Below are 19,121 nucleotides of genomic sequence, written 5' to 3'. Positions count from 1 at the left end.
TCGTAGCGGCAACCCGATCGGCATTGCGGCAGGAAAATGTACTGAGCCGGCAAAGCCGATGGTATGAGCTATATTCTGGAGATTAGTACAAACGTATTCCGGGGGAGGGCGCGGGCATGCTGCATCTCCGTTTCTTCCTGTCCTCACCGGGGGATGTCGCCGACGAGCGCACCTTCGCGCAGCAGGTGATCGAGCAGGAGCTGCCGAAGGATCCTCTGCTGCGCGGCCAGATCACCTGCGAGGCGATGCGTTGGGACGACCCGGCGGCGCCCGTGTCGATGCCCGCGACGCTCAGCCCCCAGGAAGCCGTCAATCGTGGCCTCGCCAAGCCGTCGGAATGCGACGCCGTCATCGTCATCCTGTGGTCGCGACTCGGCACGCGGCTGCCGGATACCTGCACCCGGCCCGACGGCAGCCCGTATCTGTCCGGCACCGAATGGGAGTACGAGGATGCGCTGGCGGCCAGGCCGCCGCCCTGCATCCTCGTTTATCACCGCAAGGGCAAGCCCGATTTCGGTGATCCGGACGATCCGGATTTCGACGAGCGGGTGCAGCAGTTCCGCCGGGTGAAGGCGTTCTTCGAGCGATTTCGCAACCCGGATGGTTCGCTGAAGGGCAGCTACGCCGAATACGAGACGCCACAGGAATTCCGCGACCGCCTGCGGCTCGACCTGCGGGCCTTCGTGGAACAACAACTCGCCGCACGGAAGGCGGATGTGCGCGCAACCCGGATCAAGGCGCCGCCCCCGTACGGGCGCATCGTCAAGGCGCTGAATTCGGGCATGGTCGTGCCGATCATCGGCAACGGCATCAGCCATTCCGGGCGTCCGGCCGATGCGCGCTGGAATCCGCAGGAGCCCAAGTTCCTGCCCAGCGGCGCGGAGCTGTCGCTCTTCCTTGCGGACGACACGGAGTTCCCGTCGGAGAAGGAGCGCGATCAGCTCGCCGAGGTCGCGTCGTACTACGAGGCCTTCCACACGCGCGACGCGCTGCACGAGCGCCTGCGCCAGATCCTCGCGCCGCAGGCGCTCGGCGGGGTCACCATTCCTTCGCTGTACCGCTTCCTCGCGGAGGTTTCCCGGCCGCTGCTGATCATCACCAGCAACTACGACACGCTGATCGAGCAGGCCTTCCGCGCCGCACAGCGGCCGTATGACCTGGTCGTGTATTCCGAGCTGAAGGATCTCGGCAACGCCGTCCTGTGGTGGCCGCACGGGGCGACGCAGCCCCAGACGCCGGCGCCCAACGAGCTCTACATCGATCTCGATACGACCACCGTGATCTTCAAGATGCACGGGTCAATCCTGCCCGAGACATCCGAGTGGGACAGTTTCGTGATCACCGAGTCGGACTACGTCGAGCTGCTGTCGCGCATCGCCAGCAAGTCGGCGATCCCGGCGCTGTTCGCCACGCATTGCCGCGACCGCAACCTGCTGTTCCTCGGCTACAGCCTGCGCGACTGGAGCTTCCGCACGATCCTGCAGAGCCTCAACCGCTTCTTCGCCAAGCGGGCCGCCGCGTCGGGTGACGACGAGATCCAGTCCTGGGCCATCGACGACCAGTTCTCGGAACTCGAGCTCAAGTTCTGGCAGAAGCGCGGCGTGTACCCCTACGAGGTGACGATAGACGAGTTCGTCGGCACCCTGCGTTCGAGGATGGCGCCGTGAGCGCAGGCAGCGACGAACGGGTGCGCTGCCCCTACGTCGGCCTGCAGCCCTTCGAGGAGCGCGACCACGAGTTCTTCTTCGGCCGCGAGCGCGACCAGCACATCATCATCTCCAACCTGCTCTCCTCGCCGCTGACGATCCTCTACGGCGCCAGCGGCGTCGGCAAGAGTTCGGTGCTGATGGCCGGGGTGATCCCGCAGTTGCGCCGCGAGCGGCCGAAGACGCCCGTCGTGGTGTTCCGCAACTGGGTGGACCGCGACTTCCAGCTCGCGCTCAAGCGTGCCTGCATCGACGCGGTGTGGGCACTGCATGCCGAACAGCCGAAACCGGCGGAGTCGCTGCCCCTGGACGAAGTCCTGCGCGCCTGCGGCGAGGCGGCGCACGGCCCCGTGCTGGTGCTGTTCGACCAGTTCGAGGAGTACTTCCTCTACCACCCCAAGTCCACCGACCCGAACTCCTTCGAGGCGCAGTTCGCGCGCGCGGTGAATCGCGATGACGTCGACGTCGGCTTCCTCATCGCCTTGCGCGACGACAGCCTGTCGAAGCTCGACCGCTTCCAGGAGCGCATCCACAACCTGATGAGCAACCGCCTGCGGCTGAATCACCTCGACACCGCCGGGGCCGCTGTGGCCATCCGCAAGCCGCTCGAGGTGTGGAACGCCAGGCTGGCGCCGGGGCAGCCGCACGTCGACATCGAGGAGGGGTTGATCGACGAGCTGCTGCGCGAGGTGCGCATCGGCGAAGTGTCGGCGGGCCGTCACGGCGGCAGCGGCGGCAGGCAGACGGAGGATGGCTACATCGAGGCACCCTTTCTGCAGCTCGTGATGGTGCGGCTGTGGGAGGAGGAACGCGAGGCGCAGTCCTGCCTGCTGCGTCGGGCGACGCTGGACCGTCTGAAGGGCGCGAACGAGATCGTCCGCACGCACCTCGACAACGCGATGGCCCGACTGGACGAAACCAGCCAGGCGGTGTGCGCCAGTTTCTTCGATCGCCTCGTCACCCCGACCGGCAGCAAGGTGGCCTGCAGCGCGGCCGACCTCACCAGTTGGGCGGGTGAGCTGGCTCCCCGGGTGCCCGCCGTGCTCGGCGCGCTCGCCGATGCGCGCAACCGCATCCTGCGCACCGTCGCCGTGCCCGACCGCCCGGACGCGACGCGCTACGAGGTGTTCCACGACGTGCTCGCCCCGGCGATTCTCGACTGGCGCCGCCGCTACGTGGCCGACCAGGGGCGCGCCGCCGAGGTCAGGAAGGCACGCGAGCAGGCCGCGAAGCGCGCGCTGCGCCAGTGGCTGTTCGCGCTGGGTGTGATGGCCGGCGCCGCGATCACCGGCTGGATCTATGCATCGTGGGAAGAGAGGCGGTCCGCGGCGAACCAGAAGGCGGCGGAATCGATCTCCATCGCGCCCTTCGATGCCGGGCGGGCGCTCGATCTCGCGCTGGAGGCGGTCGAGGCGACGGCCCCCTTCGGCCTGTCGCCGACCTTCGCCGCGCGGATCGGCCTGGCGCCGACAGCTGCAGCGGAGGACTCCCTGCGCCAGGCGATGCAGGCCTCACGCCTGGTGTGGACCCTGCCGGTAAGCAGGCGATGGGTGTCCGACCTCGCGTTCAGCCCTGACGGCAGGCAGCTCGCCACGGCGGACCAGGACAAGATGGCCAAGCTGTGGAACATCACCGGCGGGCGCCCGCAAGCACCCTTGGCGTCCTTTTCCCACGACAAGTGGGTGCGCAATGTCGCCTTCCTGCCGGGGGGCGACCGGATCGTGACCTCGGCCGAAGAAAAGGCCTATCTGTGGGCGCTCGATGCGCCGCAGACGCCGCTCCGTAGCTTCGATCACGGCAGCCCGATCTACAGCGCCTTCGCCGTCAGCCAGGACGGCCGGCGCCTGGCGACGGGCGGCGATGGCGAGCGCAAGGCGCGTGCGATCAAGGTGTGGGATCTCGATGGCGCGGCAGGCGAAACCGTGCCGCTCACCACGCTGGATACGGGCGGCGCCTGGGTCATGGGATTGGCCTTCAGCCCGGACGGCTGCTGCCTCGCGACCGCCTGCGTGGAGCGGGGCGACGGGGCCCGGACCGCCGCCGGGATGTGGAGCCTGAAGACGGGCGCCGAGATCCTGCGGCTGCCGCTGACCGAGGCGAGCGATGCGGTGGCGTTCACGCAGGGCGGCAAGGCCCTGGTCACCGCGAGCCGTGACGCCTGGGTGCGCGTGTGGCAGCCCGCCGGCGAGACGCTCGACGAACTGCTCGGCCGGGTGGGCGGCTCGAACCCGCCGCCGGGCGCCGAGCTGTCACAGCATCCGGACTGGAGCGTGCGCATCCTCGCCGGCCACGGCGACCGGGTGCGCGATGTCGCCGTGAGCCCGGACGGGCGGTACATCGCGAGTTCGGCCGGGGATTCCACGGCGAGGATCTGGGACAGCGAAACCGGCGAGAACCTGCTGACGCTGGGCGGCCACACGTCCTTCGTCGAGGCGGTCAAGTTCAGTCCGGACGGTCGCAATGTCGCCACCGCGAGTCGCGACGGGACGGTGAAGTTCTGGAACATCGAGGGGCACTTCAAGACCGTGACCAGCCTCGCATTCAACGCCGACGGACGCCTGCTCGTGACCGGCAGCAGCGATCGCACGGCCAGGATATGGGACCTGTCCGGCGGTGCGCCGACCCTGGTCCATGCGCTGCGCGGCCACACCGGCCAGGTGTTCCGTGTCGCCTTCGCGCCCGGGGGGACGCAGGTCGCCACGGCGGGGCTGGACAACACGGTCAGGCTCTGGGACGTCGCGACCGGCGCCCAGACGGCGATCCTGCAGAAGCACAAGGACCAGTTGCGGGGGTTGGCGTTCAGCCCCGACGGCAAGCGGCTCGCGAGCTCGGGGGCCGACGGTTACGCGTGGCTGTATGAGCTGGATGGCGCCGGTTTCCCCGCCGTGGGCGTGTCGCACGCCGGCAAGAGCGTCGTCCAGGCGTCGTCGGTCGCCTTCCACCCGAAGGAAGAACGGTGGGCGACCAGCGGCTACGACGGCAAGCTCAGACTGTGGGATTTTTCAGCGCAGAACGTGGGTACGATCGAACTGTCGGAAACGGCACGTGCATCCGGCACGCGGATTGCCGAGCTCGCCTTCAGCCCCGATGGCACCCATGTCGCCGCGGTCGTGCAGCGCCGGGTGTACCTGTGGCCGGTCAGCGCCTTCGGCATGCCGCGCGCGGAACCAGCCGCCACCTTCATCATCGACGGCGTGCGTTATTGCTCCGCGATCGCATACAGCCATGATGGCCGGCAGCTTGCTGTCGCGTGCAACGATGCCGGCGTGAGGATCTTCGACATGGACCGGCTCGAACTCGCGAAGACCATCACCGTGCACAAGAACGATGTGCGCGACCTCGCCTTCAGCCCGGACGGGACCCGTCTGGCGACGGCCAGCAGCGACAAGACCTTCCACGTGTCCCTGCTGCGCTTCGATGAGCTCTACGCTGCGGCGACGCGACTCCGGCGAGAGACCGAAAATGGCGAGGAGTAGCGACCCGAGTTCGGTTTCCCGATCGCGCCGTGGAGCGCTGCCCGATGCGCGGCGCACGGGGGGACGAATTCCCATGATCCGAGCATGGTAGAACCCGTCATGAAGGCCGTGTATGCTTTTTGGATCGCTCGGCGGTTCGAATCCCGTATCCGTGAGGTCCCGGTGCAGACGCAGGAATCCGGCCGCGCTCGAGTTGGCGGATGACCATTGTTTCGCAGAGGGGCAAGATGTTCCTACTCGACAAGCTGTTCGGCAGATTCAAGGGGTCTGCGCCGGCCGCGGCGGCAACCAGGGAATCATCCGGGGGTGCGGCGGTCCAACCGCCGGCAAGTTCGCCGACGGGGGCTGCGGCGCCGGGCACCCAGATCCGGCACGATCCGGGCTTGATCCCCGCGCTGATGCGGGATCACGTGGCCCTGCTGGAGATTCATTCGGCCATCGCTGCCGCCCTCGACGGTGGGCGGCTCGATGTCGTGCGGAGCCGGCTGGACGAGTTCCGAGCCGCGCTGATGGATCACCTGCTCAAGGAAAACGTCCGGCTCTATGTCTATCTGGAGCATTTCCTGCGGGGGGACGCAGTCAGTCACCGCATGATGCGCGAGTTCCGACACGAGATGGACGTCATCGGCCGCACCGTGGTCGATTTCTTGGGGAAGTACCAGGACCTGGGGCACCACCCGGAACTCGCGGGGCCCTTCCGGCAGGATCTCGCCGCGATCGGCAAAGCCTTGGTAAGCCGCATCCGGCGGGAGGAGGAGATCCTCTATCCGATGTACCTTCCTGCGGCGTGAGGCGCCTCTCGCCAGCCTGGATCGATTCGTACTCGAGGAGTCGCTATGAAGCTGATCGGCATGCTCGATTCACCCTACGTCCGCCGCGTCGCGGTTTCCCTGCAACTGCTGGGGCTGCGCTTCGAACATCAGTCCTTGTCGGTGTTCCGCACTTTCGACCAGTTCCGCCAGATCAATCCTGTCGTCAAGGCGCCCACTTTCATCTGCGATGATGGCGAGGTGCTGATGGATTCGACATTGATCCTGCAGTATGCGGAGGCGCTCGCGCGGCCGCGCAGCCTGATGCCCGCAGCGGTGCCGGCGCTGCAGCACGCGCTGCGCGTGATCGGACTCGCGCTGGCGGCGTGCGAGAAGAGCGTGCAGATCATCTACGAGCGGGGCCAGCGTCCGCCCGAGAAGCAGCACGGGCCGTGGGTCGAGCGCGTGTCGGGACAGTTACTTGCTGCCTTCGCTGCATTGGAGCAGGAGTTGAAGCAGCGGCCGCTCGAGGCCACGAGCGAAACGATCGACCAGGCAGGCGTGACGACGGCGATCGCGTGGCACTTCGCGCAGCAGATGGTGCCCGACGTCGTGGCGGCTTCGGATTTCCCGACGCTCGCGGCGTACTCGGCCCAGGCGGAAGCCTTGCCCGAGTTCCGCGCCGCGCCTCACGGGGCGGGAACCTACCTGGCGCGCGATGCGGCGTGAGTCGGATCGCATCGTATCAATCTCGACCACGGGAGATCAGGCGATGATCTACAAGGGGAGCTGCCACTGCGGCCGGATTGCCTTCGAGGTGGAGGGCGAACTCACGCAGGTCATGGACTGCAATTGCTCGATCTGCACCCGCAAGGGGGCGCTGTTGTGGTTCGTGCCGCGCGACAAGCTGCGCCTGCTGACGCCGGAGGAGAACATGAGCACCTACACGTTCAACACGCACACGATCAAGCATCGCTTCTGCCCGACCTGCGGCATCCACCCCTTCGGCGAAGGCACGGATCCGCAGGGGCATGCGATGGCGGCGATCAACGTGCGCTGCCTCGAAGGCGTGAAGCTCGCCTCGCTGCCGGTGAAGCATTTCGACGGGCGTTCGCGATAATCGGGTCGCCCGTCGGCGTCCTTCAGCCGATCGTGCCGTTGAGCAGCAGGTAGCCGGGCAGCCAGCCGGTGACGATGCCCTGGACGATGGCGGTCCACGCGGTCACGCGGGTGAGGGGCTTCTGCAGCGCGAGGAGCAGGAAGAACAGCAGCCACAGCACGCTCCAGGCGGCCCATGAGGCGCCGAGCCACAGGTCCCAGCCGGTGTGCGCGCCGGCGAGCGTGTCGATGGCGACGGGGACGGCGGTGATCGCGACGAAGAGGCTGAACCAGCCCAGGCCGCGGCCGTCGGCGCCGTTGTGGCGATTGAGCGCGACCCACAGGTAGGTGAAGGAGAACAGCAGTGAGAAGGCGGCCGCCTTGATCGAGGCAGCGTCGGCGCCTTCGCCGAAGGCGAGCTTGAGCGATACGAGCAGGGTGACGCCGCCGGCGAAGAAGTTGATCACGGGGATTTCGCGGTCGCCGATACGTCCGAGCATCCACAGGCCGTTGAGGATGAGGACGGCGCCGACGTAGAAGAGAGAAAGGCCGAGAAGCATGGTGGAGAGTGAGATTGGGGTGGTGGCGCCGGGGGTGTGATTGGTGCTGCTAATCGCCGGGGACGTGCGGCGTGTCCGCTCTGCGGCTGCGGAACTCGCAGTGCAGCGCGCTTCCGCGCTGCCTGCTCAGACAGTCCTCGCCGCGCCGCGAACACGCCGCACGTCCCCGGCTGCGTCGGAGAGGGCTCGACGGCACTGATTGCGGGCCTTAGCGATCGAGGTCGATCAGTACGGTTTCGGCGAGTGTCACTTCGTCGCAGTTGTGGCCGTTGCCTGCGCGGTCGATGACAACGAAGTCCGAGACGCCATCCAGCGCGAGGAGCGGATGATGCCACACGCCGCGCGCATAGTTGACGCCCTGGTCGCCACGCGCGATGAAGACGCGCAGGTCCCGCGCCGTGGGCGGGGCGCCGGCGGGGGCGACGACGACGAGGTAGGGCCGGCCCGACATCGGCACGAAGGCCTGGCTGCCGAGCGGGTGGCGTTCCATCATCTCGACCGGGAAGGGCAGGGCACGCGGTTCGCCGCGGAAGATCGACACGATGGCGTGCCCGTCCGGGCCGGGGTCGATCTTCGCGAGATCGTGGTAGCGCATCGTGTTGCCGCCATTGATCGGGAACTGCCGCACCGCGTCGCCGGCCTCGATGACGTCGCCGAAGGGCGCGAAGGCCTCGGGCGTCAGCGGCTCGGCGACGATGTGCCGCGACGCCAGCACCTCCGCCCGCAAGGGCAGTGCGTTCATCGCGCCACCTTGCCCCACAGCCGCAGGCGCGAGACGCCGCCGTCCGGGATGATGTTGAGGCGCACGTGGGTGACGGGGCCGAGCCTGGCGATCTGCTCGCTGAAGGCGTGGATCGCGTCCATCGACAGCTTCTGCTCGGGCAGCAGCACGGGCCAGAACATGCTCTGGGTGATCAGGGACTGATCGGTGCCGCCCTCGACGAAGGCGGCCTGGATGGAGCAGCGGTCGGGGTAGTTGCCCTTGAAGTGGGCGGTGTCGACCTCGATCTTCTCGATGGTGCCGGCCGCGCCGAGTTCGAGGATGCACCAGTCGTTGCCGGGCTCGCGACGGCGGCGGGTTTCCCAGCCGTCGCCCATGTTGATGCCGCGCCCGGGCAGGATCAGGTTGGCGGCGGTGCCGAAGTGGGCGTCGTCCACGCCACCGGGCGGCCGCCGTTCTCGAGCGCGACCAGATCGACGAGCGCATCGCCCGTGCCTTCGAACACGCCGACCGGCTGGCCATACACGCGCAGTCGCGCGATGCCGCCGTCGGGGTAGATGTTCACGCGCAGGTGGGTGAAGGCGGCGTCGGAGTTCGCGCGCAAGAGATGATGGCTGTTGCCGGAGAGCGAGGTGGAGGCGAGGATCTCGACCCACTTCGCGTCCTTCAACGCGGCGACGTCGTCCGACTCGCTCACGGTGGCCTCGATCGACACCGCCGGGGCGTAGTTGCCGGTGAAGTGGCTGGTGTCGACGTCGAAGCCGCGGATGGTGCCCTTGCGGCCGAGCTTCACGAAGCACCAGTCGTGGCCGGTGCTGCGCTTCCTGCGGGTTTCCCAGCCGTCCATCCATTTGCCGTTGTCGTCGTACTTGCCGGGGATGAACTGCGCCGGTTCGGGGTTGAGCATGCGCGCGACTTCGGCGAAGAAGTCGTCGGAGGCGTACAGCGCCTTGGCGCCGATGCGCGGGTTGGCGAGGTCGACCGAGCGGGCGGCCCAGTCGGGCAGGACGGCGGGTTCGGCGATGCGGATGCTGCCGGTGTTGTGACTCATGATGTGTTCCTTGCCGGGGTTGGTGGTTTCAATACCCGCGGCTCTGGCGGCCGCGGGCGGGTTTGTTCGGGTGCCGCGTCAGGCGCTGCGGGCGGCGGCCAGGTGTTCGGTGGGCAGGGCCTCGGCTGCGAGCGGGCCCGGAACGGTTGCGTGGGGCGCGGGCGTGCCGGCCAGGGCGTTGATGTCGATCGTGATCTTGCCGTCGAGGACCTGATGGGCGCGCTGGCGGTCGATGTCCTTCTCCCACACGCCGACAACGACGGTGGCGACGCAGTTGCCGATCATGTTGGTCAGCGCGCGCGCCATGCCCATGAACCAGTCGACCGAGAGCACCAGCACGAGCCCGATTGCGGGAATCGCGGGGATCGCCGAGAGCGTCGCGGCGAGGATCACGATTGCCGAGCCGGGTACGCCGTGGGCGCCTTTCGAGGTGACCAGCGAGATCGCGAGGATCGTGAGCAGGTCGACGAGCGACAGCGGAGTGTTGGTGGCCTGGGCGATGAAGACGGCGGCGAGCGTCAGGTAGATCGAGAAGCCGTCGAGATTGAAGGAGTAGCCGGTGGGGATCACGAGACCGACGGTCGAATCCTTGATGCCCATGAGCTCGAGCTTGCGCATCACCTGCGGCAGCACGGAGTCGGACGAGGCGGTGCCGAGCACGACCAGCAGTTCCTCGCGCAGGTAGCGCAGCAGCTTGAAGATGTTGAAGCCGGCCAGGCGCAGGATGAAGCCGAGCACGCCGACGACGAAGATCGCGCAGGTGACGTAGAACAGCGCGACCAGCATGCCGAGCTGCTTGAGCGAGCCGACGCCGTACTTGCCCACCGTAAAGGCGATGGCGCCGAGAACGCCGAGCGGCGCGAGCTTGACGATGAAGCCGATCAGCTTGAAGAACACGTGCGCGAGGCTGTCGACCGCGGCAGTCACCGGTTTGCCGCGTTCGCCGAGGGCGGCGACGGCGCAGCCGAAGAGGATCGCGATCAGCAGCACCTGCAGGATGTCGCCCTTGGCGAAGGCGTCGAAGAAGGTCGCGGGGATGATCTTCATCAGGAAGTCGACGGTGCTGGTCGCCTGATGCACGCGCTCGGTGAGTCCGCTCATCGCCGAGGCGTCGAGCGATTTGGGGTCGACGTTCATGCCGACGCCGGGCTGCAGCACGAAGGCGAGCAGGATGCCGAGCGCGAGCGCGAAGGTCGTGACGATCTCGAAATACACGACCGCCTTGACGCCGACGCGGCCGACCTTCTTCAGGTCGCCGGTGCTGCAGATGCCGTGCACGACGACACAGAAGACGAGGGGGGCGATGATCATCTTGATGAGCTTGATGAAGCCGTCACCCAGTGGCTTGAGCTGGACCGAGAACTCCGGCCATACGAAACCGACGACGACGCCAAGGATCAGGGCGATGACCACCTGGCCGAACAGGGTCTTGTGAAAACGTTTATGCATGGTTCACCTCTCGAACCGGGATGTGGGTGGCCGCGTTGCCGCAGCCGCTCTTGCGCCGTGTCGTCTCGGGTCTTTGGTGTGGATGCCCCGGGGCTTCGGCCATCCGTCGAGCGGTCACGGGATCGATGTGCCCACCGCGGATGCGTTCTCAAATGTGTACTGACATGTTAGATAGCGTGTCACTTATCCGTCAATAAAAATTTCTTTATGGAGCGCTCTCGCATGCCAGCCGACATTTCCGCTGTCGCGGCACATGTGTACCATTCGGGGAATCATCGAGAGGGCAGACGTATGAACATGCCGGACGGGGAAGGTTTGCTGCTTGCCGAAAAAGCCTTCAATGCGCTGAAGGCAATGCTTACCGGCGGCCAGCTGCGCGCCGGTCAGTTCGTGTCGATGCCCGACCTTGCGCGCATGGTCGACCTGCCGCTCGCTCCGGTGCGCGAGGCGGTCAAGCGCGCCGAGTCGGCTGGGCTGCTCAACGTGCTGCCCAAGCGCGGTGTCGCAGTCATGGAAGCGACGCCCGATCTGATCCGCGAATACTTCGACCTGCGCCTGATCTTCGACCAGGAGGGGGCGCGGCGCCTCGTGCGCCAGGGCGAGGGCAAGCGGCTGGAAGCCCTGCGCGAGGTGCATGTGCGCCTGCTCGACGCCGCGCGCAACGGTATCACGCCCTCGCTGCAGCGCGAGGCGATGGCCGTCGACTGGGCGTTGCACGGCACGCTTTCGGAGTCGCTCGGAAATGCGACGGTACGCGGGATCTACGCGCAGAACCGTGATCGGATCTCGGTGATGCAGCATTCGCGTCCGCTGCTGCCGGATCGCATCGTGCCGGCGATGGAGGAGCATCTGCGGATTATCGACGCGGTCCTCCGTGGCGAAGAGCAGGCGGCGGCGGAGGCGGTGCGTCAGCATTTCAACCAGACCTTGCGCTGGTGGGGCATCTTCGTCTGAAGTCCCGAAGTTGAACGCCGGTCGGGGCTCGTGGCCCGGACCGGCGCGCGGGGTCGGCGGCGAGAAGGTGCTCGCCGCAGTTTCAGGGAGTCATGCAGCGGTCGTCGTGTGCATGGGGAACGTCGCGCGTGCGAACAGCGCGTCGAGGCGCAGGCGGCCGATCTTCGCGATCTCGTCGAGGCAGGTGCGGAACTCGGTGTCCGCATCGCTCTTCAGTCGTGCCTCGATGATGTCCATGATTTCGTAGCGGCTGCGCCCCTTCACGGCGATCACGAAGGGGAAGCCGAAGCGTTCGCGGTAGGCGGCGTTGAGGCTGCGCAGGCGCGCGAGCTCCTCGGCGCTGCAGCGGTCGAGCCCGGCGCCGCGCTGTTCTCCGGTCGACGCCGCGGTGAGCGTGCCGGCGGCGGCCTCGCGGCCGGCGAGCTCGGGATGGGCGCGGATCAGCGCGAGCTGCTCGGTCGCCGTGGCGTTGTCGACCGCCGCTGCCATGGCCGCGTGCAGCGCATCGACGTCGCGGAAGGGGCGCTGTACCCAGGCGCGTTCGGCGACCCACGGCGAATGCTCGAAGATGTCGCCGAGGCGGGCGACGAAATCGTCGCGCCCGAGCGCGGAGATGTCGGCGACGGTGAGAGGATGTAGGTTGCTGGCGTCCATAAAGCGTTCTCGTTGATCCGGTTGATGCGGCGTGGCCGCGTTTTCAGAAGTGCCATTCCATCTGCAGGGTTGGCGAATCCGTGTCGATGCCGGCCTTCCTGCGGCCGGCCTTGTTCTCGTGGTTGCCGAACTTGTTGCGCCAGTACTCGTAGCCGACGCCGACGAAGAAGGTGTTCTTGCGGCCCGTGACCATGCGGCCGACGTCGAGCATCAGCGCGGCGCGCATCAGCGTTTCGGGTTCGGTGTCGGTGCCGGAGTAGTCCTTGCCCTTTTCCGACACGTAGTTGGCGAAGCCCTGGAACTTCAGCGGCAGCGGCCCGAGCTCGAAGGGAATGCCCCACGCGGCGCTGAGGATCCACTGCGGGTCAAAGACGATGTCGGAGCGCGGGCAGGCGGGCGCGCCCAACCCGCAGTGGTTCCACTCGCGCGCGGCGAGCAGGCTCACGTCGAGGAAGCCCGGCACGTCGAACTTCAGTGTCGGCCCGACGACGAGCAGGCGTTTCCTCGACGCGAAGGTGGTGTTCTTGGTGTTGAGGTCGAAACCCGCGGTGAGAGCGACCTCCTTGACCGGGCCGAAGGCGAGGCTGCGGTCGAGGAGCTTGCCGAGGTGGAACTGGTGACGATAGACCAGGTAGAACTCGGTCGCACCGTTGTCGCTGCCGTGTGCCGGGTCCTTGTCGTCGGACTGCAGCACGTCGAGGGTCAGGAAGTTCTGTCCCGTCGCGTAGCCGCTCACATGGGTGAATTCGAGCACGTGCTTCTGCACGTCTTCGTGGTTGGCCGGCTCGGTGAATTTCTCCCCGTAGCGGTAGCCGACGAAGGTGTCGCTCCAGGTCGCCGCGTGCGCGCTGGCGCCCGTCGCGAGCGCGGCGGCGGCAAGGACGATGGTGGCGAGGGCCTTCTGTTTCATGCTGCTGTCTCCTTGTGGTGTGGCTTGTGGTGATGGCGCGTGGCCTTTTCTTGTTCAGTGCGCGGCCGCCGCCCCGAATTCGTCCGGCGTGCCCGGTTGCGTGCGGCAGGTGCCGTTGAGGAACACGTTCAGCACCACCGCAGCGATCGCGGCGAGCAGGATGCCGCTGTGCAGCAGCGGGTCGAGGGCCTTGGGCAGGTGGTGGAAGAAGGTCGGGGCGACGAGCGGGATCATGCCGAGGCCGACGCTGACGGCGACGACATAGAGGTTGTTGCGGTTGTTGCGCAGGTCCGCACCCATCAGGATCTTGATGCCGGTGGCGGCGACCATGCCGAACATCACGATGCCTGCGCCGCCGAGCACGAACTGCGGCACGGAGGCGATGACGTTGGCCATCTTGGGGAAGAGGCCGAAGGCGATCAGGATCGCGCCGCCGACGACGCAGACCCAGCGGCTCTTGACGCCGGTGACGCCGACGAGGCCGACGTTCTGCGAGAACGAGGTATGCGGGAAGGTGTTGAGGATACCGCCGAGCAGCGTGCCGAGGCCGTCGGTGCGCAGGCCGCGAGTGAGGTCGTCCTGGTTGAGCTTGCGTCCGGTGAGCTCGCCCAGTGCGAGGAACATGCCCAGCGATTCGACCATCACGACCAGCATCACCACGCACATCGTCGCGATCGAAACGGGGTCGAAGGTCGGCATGCCGAACTGCAGCGGATATACCGGCGCGAGCCAGGGCGCCTCCGCGATGCCGGCGAAGTTCACCTTGCCGAGCGCCATCGAGATCAGGAAGCCCACGACCATGCCCAGCAGCACCGACACGTTGGCGAGGAAGCCGCGGCCGTACTTGGTGATCAGCAGCACCGTGACGAGCACGATGGCGGCGATCGCCAGATGCTCGGGTGCGCCGTAGGCGGGGTTGGCGACCATCTGCCCGGTGGCCGCGTCGCGGATCGTGGGCTGCCCGCCGGCCGCCCAGTTCACCGCCACGCGCATCAGCGAGATGCCGATCACGGCGATGATCGTGCCGGTGACCACGGGCGGGAACAGCGGCAGGCAACGTGACACGAGCGGCGCGAAGACGATGCCGAAGAGGCCCGCCGCGATCCCCGAACCGAGGATCGCGTTGATGCCCAGTTCCGGATTGCCGGCCATCGCGACCATGGGGCCAACGGCGGCGAAGGTGACGCCCATCATCACCGGCAGACGGATGCCGAACTTGCCGATGCCCAATGCCTGGATGATCGTGACGATTCCGCAGCACAGCAGGTCGGCGTTGATCAGCAGTGCGATCTGGTCCTTGGGGAGCTTGAGCGCGCCGCCCACGATGAGAGGTACGGCGATTGCACCGGCATACATCACGAGCACGTGTTGCAGGCCGAGGGCGAGCAGTCGGCCGGAGGCCGGGCGCTCGTCGACCGCATCGGGCTGTTGGGCGGGGTGGGGCGCGGAATGCGCCCGGGAATGCTGCACCATCTTTGTGTCTCCTTGGTTTTCGATGCGCCTCTTGCGGGCGCTATAGGGGCTTGAATGGTGTTGCGGGGGTGTTGCAGGCTAGGTGCCCGGCCGGTTGCGGCCGGGCGGTAAATCAGTTCGCGGCGACGTCGGTGCGGGCGCCCTGGGCGTACCAGGTGCGTATCAGCGTGCGTTCCTCGGCGGTGATGCCAGTGAGGTTGCCGAGCGGCATGTAGCCGCTGGCGACCGTCTCGGCGACCTTGGCCGCGTGCTGGGCGAGCTGCTCGGGGGACTGCAGCACGACGCCCTTCGGCGGCTGGGCGAAGCCATCGTAGGTGGGCTGGTCCGCGTGGCAGGTGACGCACCGCTGTTCGACGACGTGGCGCACTTCGGCGAAGGCGACCTTGTCGCCGCTTGCATCGACCGCCTGCGGGGCGAGCAGCGCGACCAGGCTCGCAAGCAGCGCGGTGCCGGCGGCCGGCAGCCAGCCCTTCACTTCGCCGCGGTGGCGCAGCACGAAGAACTGGCGGATCAGCACGCCGGCCAGCATGATCACGACCAGAACGAGCCAGCCGTTGGCGTGGCTGTAGGTCATCGGGTAGTGGTTGCTGATCATCGCGAACAGAACCGGCAGCGTGAAGTAGGTGTTGTGCACCGAGCGCTGCTTGCCGATCTGCCCCGGGCGCGGATCGACCGGCTGGCCGGCGCGGATCTGCGCTTCCATGCGCTTCTGGCCGGGGATGATGTGGAAGAACACGTTGGCGGTCATGATCGTCGCGAGCATCGCGCCGACGTGCAGGTAGGCCGCGCGGGCCGCAAACACCTGATGCAGCGCCCAGTCGCAGGCGACGACAAAGACGAAGATCAGGCCGGCGAGCAGGCGGTCGCGCCCGACCAGGCTGCGGCACAGCAGGTCATACACGACCCAGCCGGCGGCGAGAAAGCCGATCGAGATCGCGATCGCCGCGCCCTGCGTGAGATCCATGACGTTGCGGTCGATCAGGTAGGACTTCGCACCGATCCAATACACGATGGTCATCATGCCCAGGCCGGTGAGCCAGGTCGAATACGACTCCCACTTCGACCAGTGCAGGTCGTTCGACAGGGCCTCGCCCTTGGGGCCGGTGAGGTACTTCTGGCTGTGATAGAAGCCGCCGCCATGCACGGCCCACAGTTCGCCGAAGACGCCGCGCTTCGCGTCGGCCAGGTTCTTCGGCGGCTTCAGCGAGTTGTCGAGCATCACGAAATAAAAAGAGGCGCCGATCCAGGCAATGCCCGCGATCAGGTGCGCCCAGCGGACCAGTAGATTGGCCCAATCGAGGAGATATGCATCCATTGTCGTTTTCCGCAGAACAGTCGAGGGGGTTGGGGGCCGGGGGAGGGCCGTCTCAACTGCCGCGGTAGGTCGAGTAGCTCCACGGCGACACCAACAGCGGCACGTGGTAGTGCTGCGCCGGATTGGCGACGCCAAAGCGCAGCACGACATCGCCGACGAAGGGCGGGTCGGGGAGTTCGGCGCCGCTGCGTGCGAAGTAGGCGCCAACTTCGAAGACGATTTCGTAGGTTCCGCGCACGAAGGCTGTGCCTTCGAGCAGCGGGCGGTCGCAGCGGCCGTCGTCGTTGGTGACGGCGTGCGCGACGGCCTCGCGGCGGCCTTCCGCATTCACCGCGAACACCGTGACGGCAATGCCGGCGCCAGGCTTGCCGTGGGCGGTGTCGAGGACATGGGTGGTGAGGCGGCTCATCGTTGTCTCCTTTTCATTGGTATGCGTTGCAGTCTAGAGTGTCAGCATGTGATGGAATTCGTTATGTGCTGATAGCTGATATAAAGACATGCATATAGTGCTGAAGTGGTGCTGCTGCCGGCGGATTGCGGCGGCCGGAGGGCAGCCGCGATGAGCGCGCGCGATCCGGACAGGACGCTCGATCCCTACCTGCTGCGCGTGTTCTGCCAGCTGGTGGCCGAACGCAACGTGTCGCGCGTCGCGGTGCGCATGAACCAGTCGCAGCCGGCGATCAGCGCGGCGCTGAAGACGCTGCGCGAGATCTTTGGCGACCGCCTGCTGGTGCGCGAGAAGGACGGCATGGTGCCGACCGAGCGTGCGCTGCAGCTCGCCGAGCATGCGCGGCGGGCGCTGGAGGAGATCGACCAGCTCACCGGCGGTGCGGCCTCGTTCAGCCCGGTCGAGAGCCGCCACACCTTCCGCGTTGGTGCGCCGGAATACCTCGCGCCCGTGTTCATGGCGAGCTTCGCCGAGCGCTTCCGCCGCGAGGCGCCGAACGCAAGCCTGGTCGTGGAGTCCCTGGGGCCGAACGTCGACTTCGAGAAGGCGCTCGCCGAGGGCCGCCTCGACATCGTGATCGGCAACTGGCCCGAACCGCCCGAGCGGATGCGCATGTCGATGCTCCTCGAGGACGAGATCGTGTGCCTGGTGAGTTCGCGCCACCCTGCGGCGCGACGCGGCCTGACCGAGAAGCAGTACCTCAGCGCGACCCACATCGTCCCGCTGCCGTACTCGCTGTCGCAGCGCGGCCTCATCGACATGCACCTCGCGGGCATGCGCGTGTCGCGCGATTCGCGCGTGATCGTGCAGTCCTTCTACCTTGCGCCCTACCTGCTGCCGGGCACAGACCTGGTGTTCACGACCAGCCGGCACTTCGCGCGCTTCTACGCGAACCTGCTGCCGCTCGCGATCGTCGCGTCGCCGATCGCGTTTCCGCCGATGCGCTTCTACCAGCTATGGCACGACCGCACGCAGGATTCCGAGAGCCACCGCTGGCTGCGGCGCCTGCTGCTCGAGTGCGGGCGCAACGTGCAGTAAGCAAAAAAAACGGCCCCGCAAGGGGGCCGGGCGCATAAGGGCTGGAGAGGCCCCTGCGAGCGAGGGAGGAGGGGGCGGACGGGAGCGCATCCCGCCCGCCGATCGGGGGCGTGCGTCGGCCGCGCCGCTCAGAGGTATACGAACTTGGCGACGAAGAGCACGAACAGCGTGTAGAGGGCGGGGGAGATGTCCGCGCGCTTGCCGGTGAAGAACTTCAGCACGACGTAGGTGACGAAGCCGAGCGCGATGCCGTTCGCGATGGAGAAGGTCAGCGGCATCATCACCGCGGTCACGATCGCCGGGATGGTGTTGGTGTAGTCCTCCCAGTCGATGTGGGCGAGGCCGGTGCTCATCAGCATTGCGACGTAGATCAGCGCGCCCGCGGTCGCGTAGCCGGGGATCATGCCCGCGAGCGGGGCGAAGAACATCGCGGCGAGGAAGAGCACGCCGACCGTGACGGCGGTGAGCCCGGTGCGCCCGCCCGCTTCGACCCCGGCGCTGCTCTCGACGTAGCTCGTGACCGGCGGGCAGCCGACCATTGCGCCGATCACGCTCGCCGTGCTGTCGGCCTTGAGCGCCTGGTTCATGTTCTCGATCGTGCCGTCAGGGCCTTCCAGTTTCGCGCGGTGCGCGAGGCCCATGAGCGTGCCCGCGGTATCGAACATGTTCACGAACAGGAAGGCGAGGATCACGCTGATCATCCCGACGTCGAACGCGCCGGCGACGTCCATCGCCATCAGCGTCGGAGCGATGCTGGGCGGCATGGATACGAGGCCCTTGTATTCGACGATGCCGGCGGCCATGCCGATGAGGGTCACCGTCAGGATGCTGATGAGGATCGCGCCAAAGACGCGGAAGTGGCTCAGCACACCGATCATCAGGAAGCACAGCCCGGCGAGGGCGGCGGGCAGTTTCAGCATCGAGCCCATCGTCACCAGCGTCGCATTGCTCGGCACGACGATGCCGGCAATCTTCAGGCCGATCAGTCCGAGAAAGAGACCGACGCCGGCGCCCATCGCGAAGCGCAGGCTCTTCGGGATGCTGTCGAGCAACCACTGACGCAGGCGCGTGAAGCTCAGTACCATGAACACCACGCCGGAGATGAAGACCGCGCCAAGGGCGATCTGCCAGCTGTAGCCCATCTCGCCCACGACCGTATACGTGAAGAAGGCGTTCAGGCCCATGCCCGGCGCAAGTCCGACCGGCCAGTTCGCGTACAGCCCCATCAGCAGGCAGCCGAGTGCCGCGCCGATACAGGTCGCGACGAAGGCCGCGCCCTGATCCACGCCGGCGATGGCCATGATCGCCGGGTTCACGAAGATGATGTAGGCCATCGTGATGAAGGTCGTGAGACCGGCAAAGAGTTCGGTGCGCACGTTCGTCCGGTGGGCGGAGAGGCGGAAGCGCCGCTCCAGCCACGAGTCGCTGATGGAAGCGGGGGCAATGGCGTCGTCCGCGGTCGTCGCGGAAGTCTGGGTCTGCATCACGTGTCTCCTTTGGCGCGGTTGCCGCATGGCAC

At 67.1% G+C, this 19,121-nt stretch carries 16 protein-coding genes and 1 pseudogene; 7 read left to right on the top strand and 10 right to left on the bottom strand.

Annotated features, from left to right (window positions below):
* Positions 1 to 116: 116 nt before the first annotated feature.
* The 5 genes from ToN1_RS06250 to ToN1_RS06230 all read left to right on the top strand — a co-directional run bounded on the left by ToN1_RS06250 (position 117) and on the right by ToN1_RS06230 (position 7,051).
* Positions 117 to 1,667: an SIR2 family NAD-dependent protein deacylase gene (locus ToN1_RS06250; RefSeq protein WP_244860985.1), complete on the top strand. Its 1,551-nt coding sequence runs from the start codon at positions 117 to 119 to the stop codon at positions 1,665 to 1,667.
* The gene (locus tag ToN1_RS06245) at positions 1,664 to 5,182 is read left to right on the top strand and encodes a WD40 repeat domain-containing protein (RefSeq protein WP_169208514.1); all 3,519 of its coding nucleotides are present in this window, start codon (positions 1,664 to 1,666) and stop codon (positions 5,180 to 5,182) included. The genes ToN1_RS06250 and ToN1_RS06245 overlap by 4 nt, the downstream gene beginning before the upstream one ends.
* A 383-nt stretch (positions 5,183 to 5,565) precedes the next feature.
* Positions 5,566 to 5,973, top strand: a complete 408-nt coding sequence (locus ToN1_RS06240; RefSeq protein WP_244860984.1) for a hemerythrin domain-containing protein — start codon at positions 5,566 to 5,568, stop codon at positions 5,971 to 5,973.
* 45 nt (positions 5,974 to 6,018) lie between these two features.
* The gene (locus ToN1_RS06235; RefSeq protein WP_169208512.1) at positions 6,019 to 6,660 is read left to right on the top strand and encodes a glutathione S-transferase; all 642 of its coding nucleotides are present in this window, start codon (positions 6,019 to 6,021) and stop codon (positions 6,658 to 6,660) included.
* 43 nt (positions 6,661 to 6,703) lie between these two features.
* The gene (locus tag ToN1_RS06230) at positions 6,704 to 7,051 is read left to right on the top strand and encodes a GFA family protein (protein ID WP_169208511.1); all 348 of its coding nucleotides are present in this window, start codon (positions 6,704 to 6,706) and stop codon (positions 7,049 to 7,051) included.
* A 22-nt stretch (positions 7,052 to 7,073) separates the two neighbouring features.
* Here ToN1_RS06230 and ToN1_RS06225 read toward each other — a convergent pair whose 3' ends face one another.
* The 4 genes and pseudogenes from ToN1_RS06225 to ToN1_RS06210 form a co-directional block, all read right to left on the bottom strand.
* Positions 7,074 to 7,589, bottom strand: coding sequence for an AmiS/UreI family transporter (locus ToN1_RS06225; protein WP_169208510.1), 516 nt, complete (start codon positions 7,587 to 7,589; stop codon positions 7,074 to 7,076).
* A gap of 208 nt (positions 7,590 to 7,797) precedes the next feature.
* Positions 7,798 to 8,331, bottom strand: coding sequence for an ureidoglycolate lyase (locus ToN1_RS06220; RefSeq protein ID WP_169208509.1), 534 nt, complete (start codon positions 8,329 to 8,331; stop codon positions 7,798 to 7,800).
* Positions 8,328 to 9,361, bottom strand: a pseudogene (gene alc, locus ToN1_RS06215) (allantoicase). The gene ToN1_RS06220 and the pseudogene alc overlap by 4 nt, the downstream one beginning before the upstream one ends.
* Positions 9,362 to 9,439: 78 nt before the next feature.
* Positions 9,440 to 10,810, bottom strand: coding sequence for a C4-dicarboxylate transporter DctA (locus tag ToN1_RS06210; protein WP_169208507.1), 1,371 nt, complete (start codon positions 10,808 to 10,810; stop codon positions 9,440 to 9,442).
* Between the two features lie 291 nt (positions 10,811 to 11,101).
* Between ToN1_RS06210 and ToN1_RS06205 the strand changes: the two genes are divergently transcribed.
* A complete protein-coding gene (locus tag ToN1_RS06205) occupies positions 11,102 to 11,764 on the top strand; it encodes a GntR family transcriptional regulator (RefSeq protein WP_210148040.1) in 663 nt (220 codons plus the stop codon).
* A 90-nt stretch (positions 11,765 to 11,854) separates the two neighbouring features.
* Here the strand turns inward: ToN1_RS06205 and uraD are convergent, their stop codons facing one another.
* The 5 genes from uraD to uraH all read right to left on the bottom strand — a co-directional run bounded on the left by uraD (position 11,855) and on the right by uraH (position 16,525).
* The gene (gene uraD, locus ToN1_RS06200; protein ID WP_169208506.1) at positions 11,855 to 12,418 is read right to left on the bottom strand and encodes a 2-oxo-4-hydroxy-4-carboxy-5-ureidoimidazoline decarboxylase; all 564 of its coding nucleotides are present in this window, start codon (positions 12,416 to 12,418) and stop codon (positions 11,855 to 11,857) included.
* A gap of 43 nt (positions 12,419 to 12,461) precedes the next feature.
* Positions 12,462 to 13,328: a hypothetical protein gene (locus ToN1_RS06195; protein ID WP_169208505.1), complete on the bottom strand. Its 867-nt coding sequence runs from the start codon at positions 13,326 to 13,328 to the stop codon at positions 12,462 to 12,464.
* A 54-nt stretch (positions 13,329 to 13,382) separates the two neighbouring features.
* Complete coding sequence (locus ToN1_RS06190; RefSeq protein WP_169208504.1) at positions 13,383 to 14,801, bottom strand: nucleobase:cation symporter-2 family protein; 1,419 nt, start codon at positions 14,799 to 14,801, stop codon at positions 13,383 to 13,385.
* A 112-nt stretch (positions 14,802 to 14,913) separates the two neighbouring features.
* On the bottom strand, positions 14,914 to 16,116 hold the full coding sequence (locus ToN1_RS06185) for a urate hydroxylase PuuD (RefSeq protein ID WP_169208503.1): 1,203 nt from the start codon (positions 16,114 to 16,116) through the stop codon (positions 14,914 to 14,916).
* Between the two features lie 52 nt (positions 16,117 to 16,168).
* Entirely contained in the window at positions 16,169 to 16,525 is a 357-nt protein-coding gene (gene uraH / locus ToN1_RS06180) for a hydroxyisourate hydrolase (protein ID WP_169208282.1), read from the bottom strand.
* A gap of 150 nt (positions 16,526 to 16,675) precedes the next feature.
* On the opposite strand from uraH, the gene ToN1_RS06175 reads away from it, so the two are divergent.
* Positions 16,676 to 17,602, top strand: coding sequence for a LysR family transcriptional regulator (locus ToN1_RS06175; protein WP_169208283.1), 927 nt, complete (start codon positions 16,676 to 16,678; stop codon positions 17,600 to 17,602).
* A 128-nt stretch (positions 17,603 to 17,730) separates the two neighbouring features.
* On the opposite strand, the gene ToN1_RS06170 is transcribed toward ToN1_RS06175, so the two are convergent.
* Entirely contained in the window at positions 17,731 to 19,086 is a 1,356-nt protein-coding gene (locus ToN1_RS06170; RefSeq protein WP_169208284.1) for an NCS2 family permease, read from the bottom strand.
* Positions 19,087 to 19,121: the final 35 nt, after the last annotated feature.

This window comes from Aromatoleum petrolei (assembly GCF_017894385.1).
Classification (GTDB): domain Bacteria; phylum Pseudomonadota; class Gammaproteobacteria; order Burkholderiales; family Rhodocyclaceae; genus Aromatoleum; species Aromatoleum petrolei.
Note: the sequence above shows the minus strand (reverse complement) of the source record. Positions and strands in the feature narration are given on the sequence as shown.